This is a genomic window from Peribacillus sp. NPDC096447 (genome assembly GCF_044762725.1).
GTDB lineage: Bacteria > Bacillota > Bacilli > Bacillales > DSM-1321 > Peribacillus.
This window is the reverse complement of the sequence record NZ_JBIWEV010000002.1, coordinates 56,639-76,794: the sequence shown is the minus strand read 5'-3', so window position 1 is coordinate 76,794 and position 20,156 is coordinate 56,639. Positions and strand designations below refer to the sequence as shown.

16 protein-coding genes are annotated in these 20,156 nt (G+C 42.2%); all 16 read left to right on the top strand.

The window, feature by feature from the left end; genetic code table 11:
• Position 1: 1 nt before the first annotated feature.
• The 16 genes from dxr (at position 2) to ACIQZD_RS07100 (ending at position 20,156) form a co-directional block, all read left to right on the top strand.
• Positions 2-1,162 carry a 1-deoxy-D-xylulose-5-phosphate reductoisomerase gene (dxr, locus tag ACIQZD_RS07175; protein ID WP_402900182.1) on the top strand — a complete coding sequence of 387 codons (1,161 nt, stop codon included), beginning with the start codon at positions 2-4 and terminating at the stop codon, positions 1,160-1,162.
• A gap of 7 nt (positions 1,163-1,169) precedes the next feature.
• Complete coding sequence (rseP, locus tag ACIQZD_RS07170; RefSeq protein WP_402900179.1) at positions 1,170-2,438, top strand: RIP metalloprotease RseP; 1,269 nt, start codon at positions 1,170-1,172, stop codon at positions 2,436-2,438.
• A gap of 266 nt (positions 2,439-2,704) precedes the next feature.
• Positions 2,705-4,405, top strand: a complete 1,701-nt coding sequence (locus tag ACIQZD_RS07165; RefSeq protein WP_402900176.1) for a proline--tRNA ligase — start codon at positions 2,705-2,707, stop codon at positions 4,403-4,405.
• Positions 4,406-4,570: 165 nt separating this feature from the next.
• Complete coding sequence (locus ACIQZD_RS07160) at positions 4,571-8,893, top strand: PolC-type DNA polymerase III (RefSeq protein WP_402900173.1); 4,323 nt, start codon at positions 4,571-4,573, stop codon at positions 8,891-8,893.
• 193 nt (positions 8,894-9,086) lie between these two features.
• Positions 9,087-9,560 carry a ribosome maturation factor RimP gene (gene rimP, locus ACIQZD_RS07155; protein WP_048684765.1) on the top strand — a complete coding sequence of 158 codons (474 nt, stop codon included), beginning with the start codon at positions 9,087-9,089 and terminating at the stop codon, positions 9,558-9,560.
• 43 nt (positions 9,561-9,603) lie between these two features.
• Positions 9,604-10,734 (top strand): transcription termination factor NusA, encoded by a 1,131-nt coding sequence (gene nusA / locus ACIQZD_RS07150; protein ID WP_402900169.1) that lies wholly within the window; start codon positions 9,604-9,606, stop codon positions 10,732-10,734.
• 16 nt (positions 10,735-10,750) lie between these two features.
• On the top strand, positions 10,751-11,026 hold the full coding sequence (gene rnpM / locus ACIQZD_RS07145) for an RNase P modulator RnpM (RefSeq protein ID WP_061462443.1): 276 nt from the start codon (positions 10,751-10,753) through the stop codon (positions 11,024-11,026).
• Between the two features lie 4 nt (positions 11,027-11,030).
• Positions 11,031-11,336, top strand: a complete 306-nt coding sequence (locus ACIQZD_RS07140) for a YlxQ family RNA-binding protein (protein WP_034313614.1) — start codon at positions 11,031-11,033, stop codon at positions 11,334-11,336.
• A gap of 19 nt (positions 11,337-11,355) precedes the next feature.
• Positions 11,356-13,506, top strand: a complete 2,151-nt coding sequence (infB, locus tag ACIQZD_RS07135; protein ID WP_101224678.1) for a translation initiation factor IF-2 — start codon at positions 11,356-11,358, stop codon at positions 13,504-13,506.
• Positions 13,503-13,784, top strand: coding sequence for a DUF503 domain-containing protein (locus tag ACIQZD_RS07130; protein WP_057913375.1), 282 nt, complete (start codon positions 13,503-13,505; stop codon positions 13,782-13,784). The genes infB and ACIQZD_RS07130 overlap by 4 nt, the downstream gene beginning before the upstream one ends.
• A 17-nt stretch (positions 13,785-13,801) precedes the next feature.
• On the top strand, positions 13,802-14,161 hold the full coding sequence (gene rbfA / locus ACIQZD_RS07125) for a 30S ribosome-binding factor RbfA (protein WP_101224680.1): 360 nt from the start codon (positions 13,802-13,804) through the stop codon (positions 14,159-14,161).
• A gap of 132 nt (positions 14,162-14,293) precedes the next feature.
• Complete coding sequence (gene truB / locus ACIQZD_RS07120; RefSeq protein ID WP_402900163.1) at positions 14,294-15,214, top strand: tRNA pseudouridine(55) synthase TruB; 921 nt, start codon at positions 14,294-14,296, stop codon at positions 15,212-15,214.
• A gap of 33 nt (positions 15,215-15,247) precedes the next feature.
• Positions 15,248-16,198 carry a bifunctional riboflavin kinase/FAD synthetase gene (ribF, locus tag ACIQZD_RS07115; protein ID WP_402900160.1) on the top strand — a complete coding sequence of 317 codons (951 nt, stop codon included), beginning with the start codon at positions 15,248-15,250 and terminating at the stop codon, positions 16,196-16,198.
• Between the two features lie 135 nt (positions 16,199-16,333).
• Entirely contained in the window at positions 16,334-16,603 is a 270-nt protein-coding gene (gene rpsO / locus ACIQZD_RS07110; RefSeq protein ID WP_053345367.1) for a 30S ribosomal protein S15, read from the top strand.
• Positions 16,604-16,922: 319 nt separating this feature from the next.
• On the top strand, positions 16,923-19,040 hold the full coding sequence (gene pnp, locus ACIQZD_RS07105; protein WP_230177479.1) for a polyribonucleotide nucleotidyltransferase: 2,118 nt from the start codon (positions 16,923-16,925) through the stop codon (positions 19,038-19,040).
• A gap of 156 nt (positions 19,041-19,196) precedes the next feature.
• A complete protein-coding gene (locus ACIQZD_RS07100) occupies positions 19,197-20,156 on the top strand; it encodes a polysaccharide deacetylase family protein (protein ID WP_352921399.1) in 960 nt (319 codons plus the stop codon).

The following is a 20,156-nucleotide window of genomic DNA, read 5'->3' as shown; positions in this document are numbered from 1 at the left end:
TTTGAAAAATATCAGCCTTTTGGGCGCGACAGGATCGATTGGTCAACAAACAGCGGATGTAGTAAGGTCCCATCCAGATCAATTCAAGATCGTGGCGCTTTCTGCTGGAAAGAATATAGAATTGGTCAGGACTTATATAAAAGAGTTTGAACCGAAACTGGTTTCAGTCCAGACGGAAGAAGATTATCATGTTTTGAAAAGTGAATTCTCCAGCCGCAAAGATATCGAGTTCATGTATGGGGATGAGGGTTTGACTGCTGTTGCCGTTTATGGTCAAGCGACGATATTGGTCAATGCCGTAATCGGAAGCGTGGGTCTTTATCCGACACTTCAAGCAATAAAGGCTAAAAAAGATATTGCGATCGCCAACAAGGAGACTTTGGTGACGGCAGGTCATTTGGTCATAAGTGAAGCAAAAAAAGCGGGGGTTAGATTGCTGCCGGTTGACAGTGAGCATTCCGCTATTTTTCAGGCATTGCAAGGTGAAAAGGAAAAAAATATAGAACGACTTGTCATTACTGCTTCAGGAGGCAGTTTTCGAGATCGGACCAGGGAAGAATTGAAGGATGTAACAGTGGAAGAGGCACTGAACCATCCGAACTGGTCAATGGGAGCTAAAATCACGATCGATTCGGCATCAATGATGAATAAAGGATTGGAAGTAATTGAGGCCCACTGGCTATTCGATCTTCCCTACGATAAAATTGATGTATTGCTACATAAGGAGAGCATCATCCATTCCATGGTTGAGTTTCATGACTCTAGCGTGATAGCACAACTGGGGACACCGGATATGCGGGTGCCGATACAATATGCACTTACTTATCCAGACCGTATTCCGCTGGCAGGGCGCAAACGGCTTAACCTTGCTGAAGCAGGCAAACTGCATTTTAGCGATATGGATTTCACCAGATATCCTTGTTTGCAATTCGCTTATAAAGCGGGTAAAATGGGCGGAACGATGACTACTGTGCTGAATGCCGCCAATGAAGCCGCAGTCTCTGCATTCTTATCTGGAAAGGTAACCTTCCTTGATATTGAAACATTGATTGAAAAAGCGCTGAATCAGCATTCCATCATAGCCCTTCCAGATTTAGAAACGATTCAGGAAGTCGATCATATGACAAGGCAGTATATAGAATCTTTAGTGAAAGATAGGTGACCGGAACATGCAGACTTTAGAAACGATTATAGCGTTCATCATCATTTTTGGAGCTCTAGTTTTTTTCCATGAGCTTGGGCACTTAGTGTTTGCAAAGCGAGCAGGAATTTTATGCCGTGAGTTCGCAATCGGTTTCGGGCCAAAAGTATTCACATATAAAAAGAAGGAAACCGTTTATACCATTCGATTGCTTCCTCTTGGCGGCTACGTGCGTATGGCTGGTGAAGACGCAGAGAATATAGAATTGAAGCCCGGCTATCGAGTAGGATTAATGTTTGATAATGAAGAGAATGTTACAAAAATCATTTTGAACAATAAAGATAAATATCCTGATATTCGTCTTGTGGAAGTTGAAGTGATCGACCTTGACCATAAATTGATCCTTACTGGTTATGAAGAGGGCGAGGAAGAAACACTAAAAACATTTGCCATTCATAAAGAAGCGGTGATCGTTGAAAATGGTGTAGAGAACCAGATTGCTCCTTATGACCGGCAATTTGCCTCAAAGTCGCTTGGGCACCGTTTCTTAACGATTGTAGCTGGACCGGCAATGAATTTCGTTTTGGCTTTTGTCATTTTTGTGTTGATCGGCCTGTTTCAAGGAGTCGTAGTGGATGAAGCGAAACTTGGTGAGTTGACACCGGATGGCTCGGCTGTAAATGCCGGTTTAAAATCGGGGGATGTCATTCAATCCATAGAAGGGACGGAAGTCTCCACTTGGGGAGATGTTCAGGAAAGCATTCAAAAGAACCCTGGGCAAGAGATCGAGTTCGTCGTTGACAGGGACGGGAAAACATTAGAAGTTCCGGTTGTTCCGCAAGAAGTGGAGAGGGAAGGGAAGAAAATCGGGATTATAGGTGTCTACCCTCCGGTTGAAAAAGCACCGATTAAAGCTATACAATATGGTTTTACAGAAACGTATTTTTGGACAAAACAAATCTTCATCATCCTTGGTGACCTCGTAACGGGTGGGTTTACGATCGACAGTTTATCTGGTCCTGTAGGAATATATAAATCAACTGAGGAAGTGGCGAAACAAGGTTTATTCACGTTAATGAAATGGGCAGGGCTGCTCAGCATTAACCTGGGAATCATGAACCTGCTTCCGCTACCGGCATTGGATGGAGGAAGACTGTTATTCTTTGTGGTCGAATTCTTGAGAGGGAAGCCGATCGATCGTCAAAAAGAAGGAATGGTCCACTTCATCGGCTTTGCTTTGCTGATGTTATTGATGATTGTCGTCACATGGAATGACATCCAGCGCTTCTTCCTGTAAGACATGTTTGGATAATGCAAAACAGGCCAGCAGATTTATCTGTTGGCCGTTTTCTTATCTGAAGGATTTCCTAGTTTTTTAACCGTTTTGGGAAAATTGTTTGTTTTCTAGGGAAATCGTAAGTATAATCGAGAATGAGTATATTAAATTAGCTTTTCTGAATAACGCGGAAAGTCTTTTTTGTATGAAATGACCGTATTAATGTTGCGGGATTAAATTTACCGTAGCTGCAAGTAATTTAAAGGAAATATTGAAGAGGTGCAGATATGAAACAAAGTATGACGTTGATCCCTACATTGAGGGAAGTGCCTGCAGATGCTGAAATCAAAAGCCATCAGCTGCTATTACGTGCAGGATTTATGAGACAAAACTCCAGCGGGGTTTATAGTTTTATGCCGCTTGGAAAAAAGGTGCTTCAAAAGGTTGAGGCTATCGTTCGGGAAGAGCTGGAAAATGCTGGTGCAGTAGAATTGTTGATGCCGGCTTTACAACAAGCCGAATTCTGGCAGGAATCTGGACGCTGGTATACCTATGGTCCAGAGTTGATGCGACTTAAGGATCGCAACAATCGTGAATTTGCGCTTGGTGCCACACATGAAGAAGTGATAACCAGCTTAGTTCGTGATGAGGTGAAGTCCTATAAGCGTCTTCCATTAACGGTTTACCAAATCCAAACCAAATTCCGTGATGAAAAAAGACCGCGTTTCGGATTGCTGCGTGGACGTGAGTTCATCATGAAGGATGCTTATTCTTTCCATGCCAATCAAGAAAGCCTGGATGCTGTCTATAAAAATATATATGCGGCATATTCGAATATATTTAGCCGTTGTGGGTTGAACTTCCGTGCCGTCATTGCCGATTCTGGGGCAATGGGTGGTAAGGATACACATGAATTCATGGTCCTGTCTGACATTGGGGAGGATACCATCGCATATTCGGATACTTCCGATTATGCAGCTAATATTGAAATGGCACCTGTGAGTGTAAACTATGAAAAAAGCAACGAAGAACAAATTGCACTTGAAAAAATTCATACACCAGGTCAAAAATCGATTGAAGAAGTTGCATCATTCTTGAATACTGCTGCAGAGAAACTAATAAAATCGTTATTGTTTAAAGTGGATGAAAAGTATGTGCTTGTGTTGGTACGAGGAGATCATGAAGTCAATGATATCAAGCTGAAGAATTTCTATAACGCTTCAATCGTTGATTTGGTCGATCCAAATGAGACGAAGGAAGTCTTAGGATGTACAATTGGATCTCTTGGACCAATCAATGTCACTTCTGAAGTTGAAGTGATTGCGGATGTTGCCGTCGAAGCCATGGTTAATGGAGTTTGTGGTGCGAATGAGGAAGACCACCATTATGTGAACGTAAATCCCGCTCGTGATTTTAACGTGGCCAATTATATAGATCTACGTTTCATCCAAGAGGGTGACCCATCACCGGACGGAAACGGAAAAATTAAATTTGCCAAAGGGATTGAGGTAGGTCACGTATTCAAACTAGGAACTAAATATTCCGAAGCTATGAATGCGACATTCCTAGATGAGAATGGACGGTCGCAGCCTATGATCATGGGATGTTATGGTATTGGGGTTTCCCGTACACTTGCAGCTGTTGCTGAACAATTCAACGATGAAAAAGGATTGGTCTGGCCAGCGAATTTAGCGCCATACCAAGTCCATTTGATTCCAATCAATATGAAGGATGAGTCTCAGGCTGCACTGGGAGAAGATTTATATAATGATTTAAAGGCACAAGGCATGGAAGTTCTAATGGATGATCGTCAAGAACGTGCGGGCGTAAAATTCGCAGACTCTGACTTGATCGGTCTTCCTGTCAGGGTGACTGTAGGTAAAAAGGCATCTGACGGAATCGTCGAAGTGAAAATCCGTAAAACGGGTGAGGTTCTTGAAATTGAAAGAGCTGAACTAACTCAAAAGCTTCACGAAATACTGGGGTAATTTAAAAATAGGGGAATTAGGCATCATTCAATTGGATGATGCCTTTCCTTTTCATGGATTTGGATACTAGTGAAACATTCATGATATGTTATAATAGCCTCTGATATCAAAACGAAAATGATAGTGAATAATAACTAAAGAGATAATAGATAGGGGAGAGAGGGAATGGATCAAAATCCAAATAGCGGTAGAGAGAGATTTCAACTCTTGCTCCAGCAAATGGACTTGACTGAGGATGCCTTTGTGAATTATTTCATAGGTGCCGAAATTGATAAACTCTCAATCGAGAGGGAGTCCAAAACATGGCATTTTGCCTTTAATATACCTGCATTAATTCCTTGCAGTGTTCATACAAGACTTGCTACTCATTTAGCAAGTACGTTTTCCCATATTGCAAAGGTCACATTCAACTTGAATGTGGCCAATCCGCAGGTGACGGAACAATTGGTGAAAGAGTATTGGAAAAACTGCATTGGCGAGCTTGAAGGCATGTCTCCAGCACTGTTATCACTTCTGAATGAACAAGTGCCAACGGTGAATGGATATAAGCTTATCGTAAGCGCCCGAAATGATACGGAGGCTGGTCAGTTGAAACGAAAATACTCCGGCATCATTTCGAATATCTACCAAACATTCGGTTTTCCTCCGTTGACACTTGAAGCGGAAGTGAAGGAAACGGTTTCGAATCCTGATTACCAAAAGTTTTTAGAAGAGAAACAAAAGGAAGACGCGGAAAAGGGACTTGCCGCCCTAGTGGAAATGCAGAAGAAAGAATCGGAAAAAGGCGGCGACGATGGCGTCTACGAAGGACCGGTTAAAATTGGCTATACGATTAAAGAAGATGCGGATTTCCGCAGAATCGAACAGATTATCGATGAAGAGCGCAGGATTGCCATCGAAGGCTTCGTATTTGATGCAGAAGTGCGTGAGTTACGCAGCGGACGAAGCCTGCTGACCTTTAAAGTCACCGATTATACGAGCTCGATATTGGTCAAAATGTTTTCGCGTGATAAAGAAGATGCCGCCATACTTGCCCGAGTGAAAAAAGGGATGTGGGTACGTGCCCAAGGCAGCATTCAAAATGATACATTCGTACGTGACCTTGTAATGATCGCAAATGATATAAATGAAATTTCTAAACAAGGACGGCAGGATAAGGCCCCAGAAGGGGAAAAGCGTGTAGAACTGCATATGCATACCCCAATGAGCCAGATGGATGCAGTGACACCTACTTCTGCGCTTGTTGCCCAGGCTGCAAAGTGGGGGCATAAGGCTGTGGCCATTACAGATCATGCTGGAGCACAATCATTTCCTGAAGCTTATAGTGCCGGTAAAAAGAATGGTATCAAAATCCTTTATGGCGTCGAAGTGAATCTTGTAAATGATGGTGTACCCATTGTTTATAATGAGGCGCATATCGCTTTGGCAGATGCCACATATGTTGTGTTTGACGTAGAGACGACAGGCCTGTCAGCCGTTTATGATACGATCATTGAATTTGCCGCAGTGAAAATTCGTGACGGTGACATCATTGATCGATTCGAGTCATTTGCGAATCCGCATCACCCACTTTCCAATACGACGATAGAGTTGACTGGAATCACTGATGATCTTGTACAAAATGCTCCAGAAGTCTCGGAAGTACTAGAAAAGTTCAAGGACTGGGCGGGCGATGCGATCCTGGTTGCCCACAACGCAGCCTTCGATATGGGCTTTTTGAATATAGGTTATAAAAACTTGGGTTATCCTAAAGCTTCCAATCCAGTTCTTGATACATTGGAACTTGCCCGTTTCTTATATCCAGAGTTTAAAAATCACCGGTTAAATACATTATGTAAAAAGTTCGATATTGATTTGACCCAGCATCATAGGGCCATTTATGACGCCGAAGCTACAGGTTACCTTATGCTGAAGATGCTGAAGGATGCAATGGAAAAGGAGATTACCCATCATGATCAACTTAATGACAATATGGGTAAAGGAAATGCTTATCAGCGTTCCCGGCCGTCCCATTGTACGCTGATTGCGCAAACACAGGCTGGGTTAAAAAACCTTTTCAAATTAATTTCAATATCACACATCGATTATTTCTATCGTGTGCCCCGGTTACCGCGCTCACAACTTAAAAAGTACCGTGAAGGAATCTTGGTAGGATCGGGTTGCGATAAAGGGGAAGTTTTTGAAGGGATGATGCAGAAGGGTTTTGAGGAAGTCGTCGATATCGCCGAATTCTACGATTATCTTGAAATCCATCCGAAGGAAGTGTATCAGCATTTGATTGAGCTTGAATATGTACGGGATGATAAATCATTAGAAACGATCATCTCCAATATCGTCAAGCTTGGTGAAAAATTGGACAAGCCAGTCGTAGCTACGGGAAATGTGCATTATTTGGATCCGAATGATAAAATTTACCGTAAAATCCTCGTGAATTCACAAGGCGGCGCCAATCCGCTGAATCGTCATAAGCTTCCTGACGTACATTTTCGGACAACAGATGAAATGCTGCGGGAATTCTCCTTCCTCGGTTCCGAGAAGGCCAAAGAGGTCGTGGTGACCAACACGAATAAAGTCGCTGATATGATTGAAGAAATCAAGCCAATCAAGGATGAGTTATACACACCTAAAATTGAAGGTGCAGATGAAGAGATGCGTGAAATGAGTTATGGCATGGCAAGGAAGATTTATGGAGAGAACCTGCCGGAAATCGTGGAAGCCCGTCTTGAGAAAGAATTGAAAAGCATCATTGGTCACGGTTTTGCCGTTATTTATTTAATTTCTCACAAACTTGTTAAAAAATCATTGAATGATGGTTATCTAGTTGGTTCAAGGGGATCGGTTGGATCATCTTTCGTTGCCACCATGACTGAAATTACAGAGGTAAATCCGCTTCCGCCGCATTATGTATGTCCGGAGTGCAAGAAATCCGAATTCTTCAATGACGGTTCTGTAGGTTCCGGGTTTGACCTGCCCGATAAAGACTGTCCCGATTGCGGCATTGCTTATACAAAAGACGGGCATGATATCCCGTTCGAAACCTTCCTTGGGTTTAAAGGGGATAAGGTTCCCGATATCGACTTGAACTTCTCCGGTGAATATCAGCCGAAGGCCCATAACTATACGAAAGTCTTATTCGGAGAAGATTATGTATATCGTGCAGGGACGATTGGTACGGTCGCTGAAAAAACGGCTTATGGATATGTAAAGGGGTATTCCTCTGATAATAACATCCATATGCGTGGAGCCGAGACTGATCGCCTTGTTGCCGGCTGTACTGGTGTGAAACGGACGACAGGACAGCATCCGGGCGGAATCATCGTTGTTCCGGATTATATGGATATCTATGATTTCACACCTATTCAGTTCCCTGCGGATGACAGGAATTCCGAATGGAAAACTACTCACTTTGATTTCCATTCCATTCACGATAATATTTTGAAACTTGATATACTTGGACACGATGATCCGACTGTAATCCGGATGCTTCAAGATTTAAGCGGCATCGATCCAAAGACCGTTCCTACCGATGATCCAGAAGTAATGAAAATATTCAGCAGCACTGAATCTTTAGGAGTTACCGAAGAACAGATCATGTGTAAAACGGGTACGCTTGGCATCCCGGAATTTGGTACGCGCTTTGTCCGGCAAATGCTTGAAGATACGAAACCTACGACATTTTCCGAGCTTGTTCAGATTTCGGGGCTTTCCCATGGTACGGATGTATGGCTGAGCAATGCACAGGAACTGATTCACAACCGTATATGTACACTAAGTGAGGTTATAGGCTGCCGGGATGATATTATGGTCTATCTGATTTATCAAGGTCTTGATCCTTCCCTGGCGTTTAAAATCATGGAATCTGTACGTAAAGGGAAAGGGCTCTCTGAGGAATTCGAAGAGGAAATGAGGAAAAATGAGGTACCCGAATGGTATATCGATTCATGTAAGAAGATTAAATACATGTTCCCGAAAGCCCATGCTGCAGCTTACGTCTTAATGGCTGTCCGGATTGCCTATTTTAAAGTCCATCTGCCTTTATTGTATTATGCAGCCTATTTCACAGTGCGTGCCGATGATTTTGAAATCGACGCCATGACTCGGGGATCGCAGGCCATCAAATCAAAAATGGAAGAAATCATGGTAAAGGGATTGGATGCATCCACCAAGGAAAAGAATACATTGACGGTTCTCGAACTTGCTTTGGAAATGTGTGAACGCGGATATTCCTTCGCTAAAGTTGACTTGTACAAATCCAGTGCAGATCAATTCTTAATTGAAGGAAATACATTGATACCGCCTTTCAATTCGATACCGGGTCTTGGGACGAATGCGGCGATCAATATTGTCAATGCACGGAAAAATGGTGAATTCCTCTCCAAAGAAGACCTTCAGCAACGTGGAAAGGTTTCGAAGACCATCCTTGAATACCTTGATAAACAAGGCTGTCTGGAGTCATTGCCTGAACAAAATCAGTTATCCTTATTTTAAAGAGGGAACTGATACCAAAAAGGAAGAAACAGACATGATATTTGCATAAATATCTTGATTATGGTATATTTTTATTGGAAATACTAAGACGAACCAATGGAAAGAGTGGGGAAACCCACTCTTTCGTGTTGTATTGACCATTTAATTTTGAATCCGAAACCAAGCGCATACAACGCACGTATGGAGGAAACAAATGAGTAAAAAGGTAACGGAAGTCGTAGAGGAATTAGCATTACCAATTCTTGAAGAATTGCAGCTTGAATTAGTCGAAGTGGAGTATGTGAAGGAAGGTAAAAGCTGGTTCCTTCGAGTGTACATTGATAAAGAAACAGGCGTAGATATTGATGATTGCGGAAATGTGAGTGAAAAACTCAGTGAAAAGCTTGATGAGGTTGATCCGATTCCACAAAATTATTTTCTCGAAGTTTCATCACCCGGAGCTGAAAGGCCTCTGAAAAAAGAGAAGGATTTCCTTAATGCTATCGGTAAAAATGTTTACATAAAAACATACGAGCCCATTTTAGATGAAAAAGAATTCGAAGGAATCTTAACCAGTTTCGATGGTGAAGAAGTGACACTCGAAGTCAGAATCAAGACAAGAAAGAAAACGATCGTCATACCATTCGAAAAGGTAGCGAAAGCAAGATTGGCGATTACCTTCGCTTAAGTCAAGCAAATCATTAATTTAAATATCCGTAAGGGGGATCACCATGGGCAATGAGTTATTGGATGCTCTCTATATTTTAGAAAACGAAAAAGGAATTTCCAGGGAGGTTTTGATCGACGCGATTGAATCTGCCCTTATATCGGCATATCGCCGTAACTTTAACCAAGCACAAAATGTACGTATCGACTTGAATCTTGGTAAAGGGACTATGCGTGTATTTGCCAGAAAAGACGTTGTTGACGAAGTGTTCGATTCACGTCTGGAAATTTCTGTTGAAGAAGCAAGAGCAATTGATCCCAACTATCAGTTAGAGGATATTGTCGAAATGGAAGTAACACCTAAGGATTTCGGCCGTATTGCTGCACAAACAGCAAAACAAGTCGTCACTCAAAGGGTGCGTGAAGCGGAACGGGGCATCATTTATGCCGAATTCATCGATCGTGAAGAGGATATCATGACTGGCATCGTTCAACGCCAGGATTCCCGATTCATTTATGTGAGCCTAGGTAAAATCGAAGCTTTGCTCCCGGTGAATGAGCAAATGCCGAATGAACAGTATAAGCCACATGATCGCATTAAAGTTTTCATCACTAAAGTTGAAAAGACTTCCAAGGGCCCGCAAATTTTTGTATCCCGTTCACATCCTGGCCTTTTAAAACGTTTATTCGAAATTGAAGTGCCTGAAATTTTTGATGGTACAGTAGAAATTAAGTCAGTTGCCCGCGAAGCAGGCGACCGGTCAAAAATCTCCGTGCACTCCGATAACGAAGAAGTAGATCCAGTCGGTTCTTGTGTAGGCCAAAAAGGACAGCGTGTCCAGGCCATCGTCAATGAATTGAAGGGTGAAAAAATCGATATCGTTAAATGGTCGGAGAATCCGGTCATTTTCGTTGCGAATGCTTTAAGCCCTTCAAAAGTACTTGAAGTTATTGTTAAAGAAGAGGAAAAGGCGACGACTGTAATCGTTCCGGATTATCAACTTTCCCTGGCAATTGGTAAGCGTGGACAAAATGCCCGTTTAGCTGCCAAGCTTACAGGCTGGAAAATTGATATCAAGAGTGAAACGGAAGCCCGCGAAGCTGGTATTTATCCTGTGGAAGAACGGGAATTCCTTTTGAGCAGAGATAGTTATGTTACTGAAGAGGAAACAGATTTCGAAGAGGATAACGAGTAATTCGAGGTGAAAAAAGATGAATAGCCGAAAAAAAATCCCGATGCGTAAATGTGTGGCTACTGGCGAAATGAAGCCGAAGAAAGAACTCATTCGCATCGTTCGATCTAAAGAAGGGGAAGTCAGCCTGGATCCTACCGGAAAGAAATCTGGAAGGGGAGCTTATTTGACTCTTGATCGGGATGTTATCGAGCTGGCCAAAAAGAAAAATGTGCTGGCTAATCACCTTAGTACCCAAATCGATTCTTCCCTTTATGAACAATTGCTTGAATTAGTGAATAAGGAGAAAAACTAACACCATGACCCAACAACAACAATGGATGTCTCTATTAGGTTTGGCCAATCGAGCACGCAAGCTAATTTCGGGTGAAGAATTAGTGGTTAAAGAGATTAGAAGCGGTAATGCCAAAGTTGTTATTTTATCCGCGGACGCTTCAAAAAACACTGAAAAAAAAATATCTGATAAGTGCGCATTTTATCAGGTTCCTTTAAAAAGAGTCGAAAGCAGGTCATTGCTCGGCCATGCGATAGGCAAGGATGCTAGAGTTGCCGTCGCAGTTCTGGATGAAGGTTTTGCACAAAAACTCCGAACGCTGCTCGATTAAATTTTACGGGGGTGAACGTATGACAAAATTGCGTGTATATGAATATGCAAAACAAAAGAACGTTTCAAGCAAGGATGTAATAAATAAACTTAAAGAAATGAATATAGAGGTAACAAACCATATGACAGCATTAGACGATTCAACTGTAAATAAATTAAACGATTCAATCAAACCTAAAAACGAAGATAAAAGCCAAGAACCAAAAGCTAACGCTACGGTTGCGAAGTACGAAGCTGAAGCGGATGAAAAGAGCACAGTCAATAAAGAAAAACTGAAGAAGAAACCACCAGTTAAACCTGTAGGGACGAAAAAACCAACAGGTCAGTTCAACAAAGGTCGCAATAACAAGAATAAAAATAATAAACAAAGACAACAAGCGCCTCAGGCACCTGTAACAAAACGTAAAGAAAGGGAACTTCCAGAGAAAATTACGTTTTATGAGTCTTTGACGGTTATGGAACTTGGAAAAAAACTTCACCGTGAACCTTCTGAAATCATTAAAAAGCTCTTTATGCTTGGTGTTATGGCAACAATCAACCAGACTTTGGATAAAGATGCAATTGAATTGATATGTGCGGAATACGGTGTAGTGGCCGAAGAAGAGATTCGTATCGACCTAACAGACCTGGAATCACTTGTCACTGAGGACGCTTCTGAAGATTTGATCGAACGTCCGGCTGTCGTGACGATCATGGGTCACGTCGACCATGGTAAAACGACATTGCTTGATTCTATACGCCATACAAAAGTAACTGAAGGCGAAGCGGGCGGAATCACTCAGCATATCGGTGCTTATCAAGTTAAAGTTAACGATAAGAAAATAACATTCCTGGATACACCAGGCCATGCTGCTTTTACAACAATGCGTGCCCGCGGTGCACAAGTTACCGATATCACCATCCTTGTCGTCGCTGCGGATGATGGCGTTATGCCTCAAACGATTGAAGCGATCAACCATGCTAAAGCGGCAGAAGTTCCAATTATCGTCGCTGTCAATAAGATGGATAAAGAAGCTGCCAATCCGGACCGTGTCATGCAAGAATTGACAGAACACGGTTTAGTTTCTGAAGCATGGGGCGGAGACACGATCTTCGTACCAATTTCAGCTAAAAACGGTGAAGGCATCGACAGCTTGCTTGAAATGATTCTTCTTGTCAGTGAAGTGGAAGAGTATAAAGCTAATCCATCTCGTAAAGCAAATGGAACTGTCATCGAAGCACGTTTGGATAAAGGGCGCGGATCGGTTGCCACTTTGCTAGTTCAAAACGGAACGTTGAAAATCGGCGATCCGATTGTTATCGGTAATACATTCGGACGTGTTCGTGCTATGGTTAACGATCTTGGACGCCGTGTTAAGGATGCAGGTCCATCAACACCGGTTGAAATCACTGGATTGAACGAAGTGCCACAGGCCGGCGATCGTTTCATCGTCTTTGAAGATGAGAAAACGGCCCGTCAAGTTGGGGAAGTGCGTGCACAAAGGCAACTTGCTTCACAACGTAATGAAAAATCCCGTGTAACCCTAGATACATTGTTCGAGCAAATGAAAGAAGGGGAAATAAAAGAATTGAACATCATTTTAAAGGCTGATGTTCAAGGTTCTGCGGAAGCAGTAGCCGCTTCCCTGAATAAAATAGAAGTGGAAGGCGCTAAAGTGAAAATCATACACACTGGCGTCGGTGCTATCACAGAGTCTGACATCATCCTTGCTACAGCTTCGAATGCAATCGTCATCGGATTCAACGTCCGTCCTGACGTGAATGCGAAGCGTGCAGCTGAATCAGAAAATGTTGATGTCCGCCTTCACCGCATCATCTATAAAGCGATCGAAGAGATCGAGTCGGCTATGAAAGGGATGCTTGACCCTGAATTCGAAGAAAAAATTATCGGTCAGGCTGAAGTCCGTACGACTTTCAAAGTATCCAAGGTGGGTACGATTGCCGGTTCTTACGTTACAGAAGGAAAAATTACCCGTGACAGCGGAATTCGCTTAATTCGTCAAGGTGTCGTCATTTTCGAAGGTGAAATTGATGCATTGAAACGCTTTAAAGATGATGTAAAAGAAGTGGCAACGAACTATGAGTGCGGTATTACGATTAAAAATTACAACGACCTTAAAGAAGGCGATGTAATTGAAGCGTATGTTATGGAAGAGATTGAACGTAAATGATCGTTGGCTCTGTCCAATGTGAATGCATCATCCATGACACCCATTCTTTGAAAGAAAAACGGGCCGTGCTTCAGCGTGTCATGACACGGCTTAAGCAGAAGTTCAATATTTCTGTAGCAGAAACCGATTTTCAGGATTTATGGCAGCGGACAAAGATTACTATCGTTACCGTAACATCCTCGAGGAAGGCTACAGAACGGGAACTTCAAAATGCCCTTAAATTTCTAGATTCTTTTCCGGAACTAGAGCGAACAATAACAGATATAGACTGGCTTTAGGCTATCGAGGTGATATTATGAGCCTTCGTTCAAATCGTGTTGGCGAACAAATGAAAAAAGAGCTGAGTGAAATTATCGGCCGAAAAATTAAAGATCCAAGAATCGGATTTGTTACTGTGACGGATGTCGCGGTTACAGGCGATTTACAACAGGCAACAGTTTATATTTCCGTTTTGGGTGACCAGGAACAAAGGGAGAAAACCCTGCAAGGTCTAGCTAAGGCGAAAGGATTCATGCGTTCAGAAATTGGGCAGCGGATCCGCCTTCGCAAAACCCCTGAGCTGTTTTTTGAATTTGATGAATCGGTCGATTATGGTAATCGTATCGAGTCGTTGATTTCCCAAATCAATAAACCGGCTGAAAAAGACGAGGAATAAGCAAGCAGTAAAAGGTGGCCGACTCAATAAGTGCTTTGCACTTCTTGAAGTCGGTCTCTTTTTTTTGAAAAATGGATATGTAAAAAAGCGAAAAACACCTATAGGGTGTTTTATAAATGATGAGGTGAAAGCGTGAACGGTATTCTTCCATTATGGAAACCCAAGGGATTGACATCCCATGATTGTGTTTTTAAATTAAGAAAGATCTTAAAGACAAAAAAGGTTGGGCATACAGGTACTCTAGATCCTGATGTAACAGGGGTATTACCTATTTGTATTGGCAGGGCAACCAAAATAGCCGAATATTTGACAGAAGCCGGTAAAGCGTATGAAGGGGAAGTTACCCTTGGTTTTTCCACGACAACTGAAGACGCAAGCGGTGAAAAAGTGGAAGAGAAAAAGGTTGATCAAGTGATTCAGCGTAAACGGATTCTGGAAGTGCTGGAATCACTGACTGGAAAGATTGAACAGACGCCGCCAATGTATTCAGCAGTAAAGGTAAACGGGAAGAAGTTATATGAATATGCCCGTGCAGGGGTGGAAGTGGAGAGGCCGACAAGGGAGGTCACCATTTATGATATTACCCTTCTCGATGATCGTTCTGAATTTAAAGGGGAAACCATTTCTTTTCGGTTTCGCGTCAAATGCAGCAAAGGAACATATATTAGGACGCTTGCAGTCATGATGGGGGAAGAATTGGGTTTTCCTGCCCATATGTCAGACTTGACACGTATTGAATCAGCAGGTTTTAAGCAGGAGGATTGTTTCACATTTTCTGAAGTGGAAGACTTCATGGAAAGTGGACAAACGGATAAATTTCTGCTGCCTTTGGAACGGGGATTATTTCATTTGCCCAAATTTCAGATTAGTGATAAAGTAGCAAAGAAAGTACTTAACGGTGCGGTATTGGAACAAACAAAGGATGTTGTTGTTGATAAAGGGATGCCTTTTGTTATGGTCGACCCTTCAGATAAGGCCATTGCCATTTATCAAATACATCCGACAAAAGAGGGATTAATTAAACCTGTAAAAGTATTGGCACAAGAATTATAGACCTTTTTACCGCCGGAAAGAGGAGATTGAAAGGTGAAAGTGATCGCAATAGAGCATCCTCATCAATTTAATTCGGATGATTTTCCCGAGCTTGTAATGGCGCTTGGATTTTTTGATGGTATACATAAAGGTCATCAGATTGTTATTCAGACCGCCAAGCAAAAAGCCGATGAAATGAATCTTAAGTCAGCAGTAATGACATTTGACCCGCATCCTTCTGCAGTACTGGGTAGGAAAACGGAAAATATCCGCTATATCACTCCACTTGAAGATAAAGTGGATATCATAGAGTCGATGGAGATAGATTATTTATTCATTGTCCATTTCAGCAAGGAGTTTGCTTCGGTACTGCCGGAACGGTTCGTTGACGAATACATTGCCGGGCTGAATGTCCGTCACGTAGTTGCAGGCTTTGATTATTCCTACGGTCGCTATGGTCAAGGATCGATGGAAGATTTGCCTGTTTATGCACAGGGCAGATTTTCACAGACAGTCGTCGCAAAACAGACAATTGAAGATGAAAAGGTTAGCTCGACAAGAATCAGGGAAACTCTCGGTAATGGCAGCTTTACCGACTTTTATCATTTGGCTGGCCGCCGCTATTTAACGAAAGGTCATGTCGTTCACGGTGAAAAGCGGGGCAGGAAATTGGGTTTCCCCACCGCTAATATTGAAGTGGGTGATGATTATATTTTTCCTGCTGCAGGCGTATATGCCGTCAGGATCAAAATAAGCGGTAAATGGTATAAAGGGGTTTGCAATGTCGGCTACAAACCTACCTTCCACGAAGAAAAACCTAAATATCCGACTGTAGAGGTTCATGCCTTGGAGTTCTCGGGAGATATTTATGGCAACCAGGTCTCGGTTGAATGGCATACAAGACTTCGGAGTGAGCAGAAATTTTCCGGACTTGAAGCATTGGTTGCTCAGATCGAAACGGATAAGCAAAATGCCATAGCCTATTTTGCAAAGCTTGAAGGATAAAAGACAAGACTTGCAATTTTAATGAAAAACATGTATTCTATTGTATGTATGAAAATAACCATTGCTTGGCTAGTCGAGACTCCGACGCTGGCTCGGTAATAGGTGATTTTACAGAATTTTAGGAGGAATAATAACATGGCAATTACACAAGTACGCAAAAACGAACTTATCGCTGAGTTCAGAACTCACGATACTGACACTGGTTCTCCAGAAGTTCAAATCGCAGTATTAACAGAAGAAATCAACAACTTGAACGGTCACTTACGCACACACAAAAAAGACCACCATTCACGTCGCGGTCTTCTAAAAATGGTAGGTAAACGTCGTAACCTTTTAACTTACCTACGTAACAAAGACGTTACTCGTTACCGTACACTAATTAACAAATTAGGTCTACGTAGATAATTTTTTCAGGAAGGCGGGAAATTTCCCGCTTTTTTGATGTTAATCAAATGATTTGGACGTATTCTACTTAAGGCTGGGCCTTCGTCCTTGGGACTCGGCAGGAGCCGGGTCCTTTTCCATTTATAAATGATCAGGATATACATAATCAAATGAATGAAATTTTTATTCATTTTACTGTTAATGCTTGTTTTTTTCGTGCATAATAGGAATAGTTTGGTTTTAACTCGAGTTCAGTTACTTTTCACATATAAATGATTTATCCAATACAGGTTTAGGTAAACTAAGCCTCTAAGTGAAGATTCAGAGAGGGGTTTAATAAATGGGACAGGAAAAACATACGTATTCATTTGACTGGGCCGGCCGTAATGTAACGGTAGAGATAGGGCAATTGGCCAAACAAGCGAACGGGGCAGTTTTAGTCCGTTATGGAGAAACTGCTGTATTAAGTACAGCAACGGCTTCGAAGGAACCTAGAAATGTCGACTTTTTCCCTTTGACAGTCAACTACGAAGAAAGACTTTATGCAGTCGGTAAAATTCCGGGAGGCTTCATTAAACGTGAAGGACGACCGAGTGAAAGGGCAATTCTTGCAAGCCGCTTGATTGACCGTCCAATCCGTCCGCTTTTCGCCGATGGCTTCAGGAATGATGTTCAGATCATCAGCATGGTCATGAGTGTCGATCAAGATTGCTCTACGGAAATGGCAGCTATGCTTGGTTCTTCACTTGCACTTTCAGTTTCCGATATTCCGTTCGAAGGTCCAATTGCCGGAGTTGTAGTGGGGAGGATCAATAATGAATTCATTATTAACCCTACTGTCGACCAACTAGCTAAAAGTGACATCAATCTGACGGTTGCCGGCACTAAAGATGCTATCAACATGGTTGAAGCCGGAGCAAATGAAGTACCAGAGGAAACGATGCTTGAAGCAATCATGTTTGGACATGATGAAATCAAGAAGATCATTGCATTCCAAGAGAAAATCGTTGCTGAAATCGGCAAGGAAAAAATGCAGGTCACTTTATATCAAGTGGATGCAGAACTGGAAGCAGAAGTGAAAGGCCTATGTGAAGCAGACTTGAACAAAGCTGTACAAGTTCAGGAAAAACATGCCCGTGAAGACGCGATCAAAGAAGTAAAAGATCGTGTATTGGGTCATTATGAAGAAGAAACTGATGAAGAAAAATTAAAGCAAATCAAAGAAATCCTGAATAAATTGGTCAAATCCGAAGTCCGCCGTTTAATCACGGAAGAAAAAGTGCGTCCGGATGGCCGTAATCCTGACGAAATCAGACCATTATCATCAGAAGTTACCATTCTGCCACGTACACATGGTTCCGGATTGTTCACACGCGGACAAACCCAAGCTCTATCCATCTGTACATTAGGTGCACTTGGTGATGTGCAGATTCTGGACGGACTTGGAACCGAAGAGTCAAAACGTTTTATGCACCACTATAACTTCCCGCATTTCAGTGTCGGTGAAACTGGCCCTATCCGTGGGGCAGGACGCCGTGAGATCGGTCATGGTGCACTTGGTGAAAGGGCATTGGAGCCTGTTATTCCAAACGATAAAGACTTCCCTTATACAATCAGACTTGTTTCTGAAGTGCTTGAATCAAACGGTTCAACATCACAAGCAAGTATCTGTGCAAGCACGTTGGCAATGATGGATGCAGGTGTTCCATTGAAAGCTCCAGTTGCCGGTATTGCCATGGGTCTTGTCAAATCAGGTGAGCACTATACAATCTTAACGGATATTCAAGGCATGGAAGACCATCTGGGAGACATGGACTTTAAAGTCGCAGGTACTTCAAAAGGTGTTACTGCCCTGCAAATGGATATTAAGATTGAGGGTCTTTCAAGGGAAATCCTTGAAGAAGCTTTACTTCAAGCCAAACATGGCCGGATGCATATTTTGGAATCAATGATGTCAACAATCAATCAACCGCGTGAGCAGTTATCCAAATATGCTCCAAAAATCGTTACAATGTCCATAAATCCGGATAAGATCCGTGATGTGATTGGACCGAGCGGAAAACATATCAACAAAATCATTGAAGAAACTGGCGTGAAAATCGACATCGAACAAGATGGAACGGTATTCATATCTTCTACTGATGAACCAATGATTCAAAAAGCGAAGAAAATCATTGAGGATATCGTACGTGAAGTCGTAGTGGGCGAACTATACTTAGGTAAAGTTAAACGTATCGAAAAGTTCGGTGCCTTCGTTGAAATCTTCAACGGTAAAGACGGTTTGGTACATATTTCTGAACTGGCTGAAGAAAGAGTCGGAAAAGTGGAAGATGTCGTTTCACTTGGCGATGAATTATTGGTCAAAGTTACTGAGATCGATAAGCAAGGAAGGGTAAACCTTTCCCGTAAAGCGGTCTTGAAAGAGCAAAAAGAGGCAGCCAACCCTTCTCAATCGTAAGAAAAATGAAAATCCGGCATGCGGTTCCTTGTGAATCTGCATGCTTTTTTTGTTTAAAAGTATGGGAATATCCATAGTGTGAATGGCGTTAAAAGGATGTCAAGTTCTACCTTGTCCGTTTTCTTCATACATTTTTGTATGAAGGGGGCGTAAAAAATGAATAATAAATGGAAGCAGATAGTTGCGATAAGTGCCATTGCAGGTATATCATGGTTATTAGTGCAAAATCCATATACACAAATTTATTTGACCCAATTAACCGATGATTCAGTTGCTTCAATGAAGCAAGAAGACGAGCTTCTTTTACAAATAAAAGAATCAACAAAAAAATATGAGATTGCACCACAGGATGCACGAATAGATTCTGTCTGGAAAACCGTTCCTGCATATAACGGCCTGAAGGTAAATATTGATGATTCGTATAAAGCCATGAAGAAGGAGGGCGTGTTCGATAAGGATAAGCTGGTGTTTCAGCAGGTTCCTGCGAAGATACATATGGAGGATCTGGATCCGGCTCCGATTTACCGGGCCCATCCCGAAAAGCCAGTCGTTTCATTTTTAATCAATGTGGCCTGGGGGAATGAATACTTACAAGATATGTTGGCCGTGTTAAAAAAGTATAATGTCAAGGCCACTTTTTTCCTGGAAGGCAATTGGACCAAGAAAAACCCAGATTTGGCCAAAATGATCAAGGGTGGCGGACATGAAATTGGAAATCATTCTTATTCACATCCCGATATGAAAAACATCTCCGCACAAGCTACACGTGAGGAAATTCGAAAAACGAACGAAGTCATTGAAGCGGTGACGGGTTTGAAAATGAAATGGTTCGCACCACCAAGTGGAAGCTACCGGGACGAAACGGTGAAAATCGCGGATTCTTTCGGTATGGAGACCGTCATGTGGAGTGTGGATACGATCGACTGGCAAAAGCCAAGCCCTGAAGTCCTTCAACAAAGAGTGCTTTCTAAGGTACACCCAGGAGCATTTATATTGATGCATCCGACGGAATCAACTGCAAAATCATTGGAAACGTTAATAATTGAAATAAAAAAGAAAGACTTAGATGTTGTTACCGTTTCGGAAGCAGTAGATGAAGAGCGATCGAATCCATAA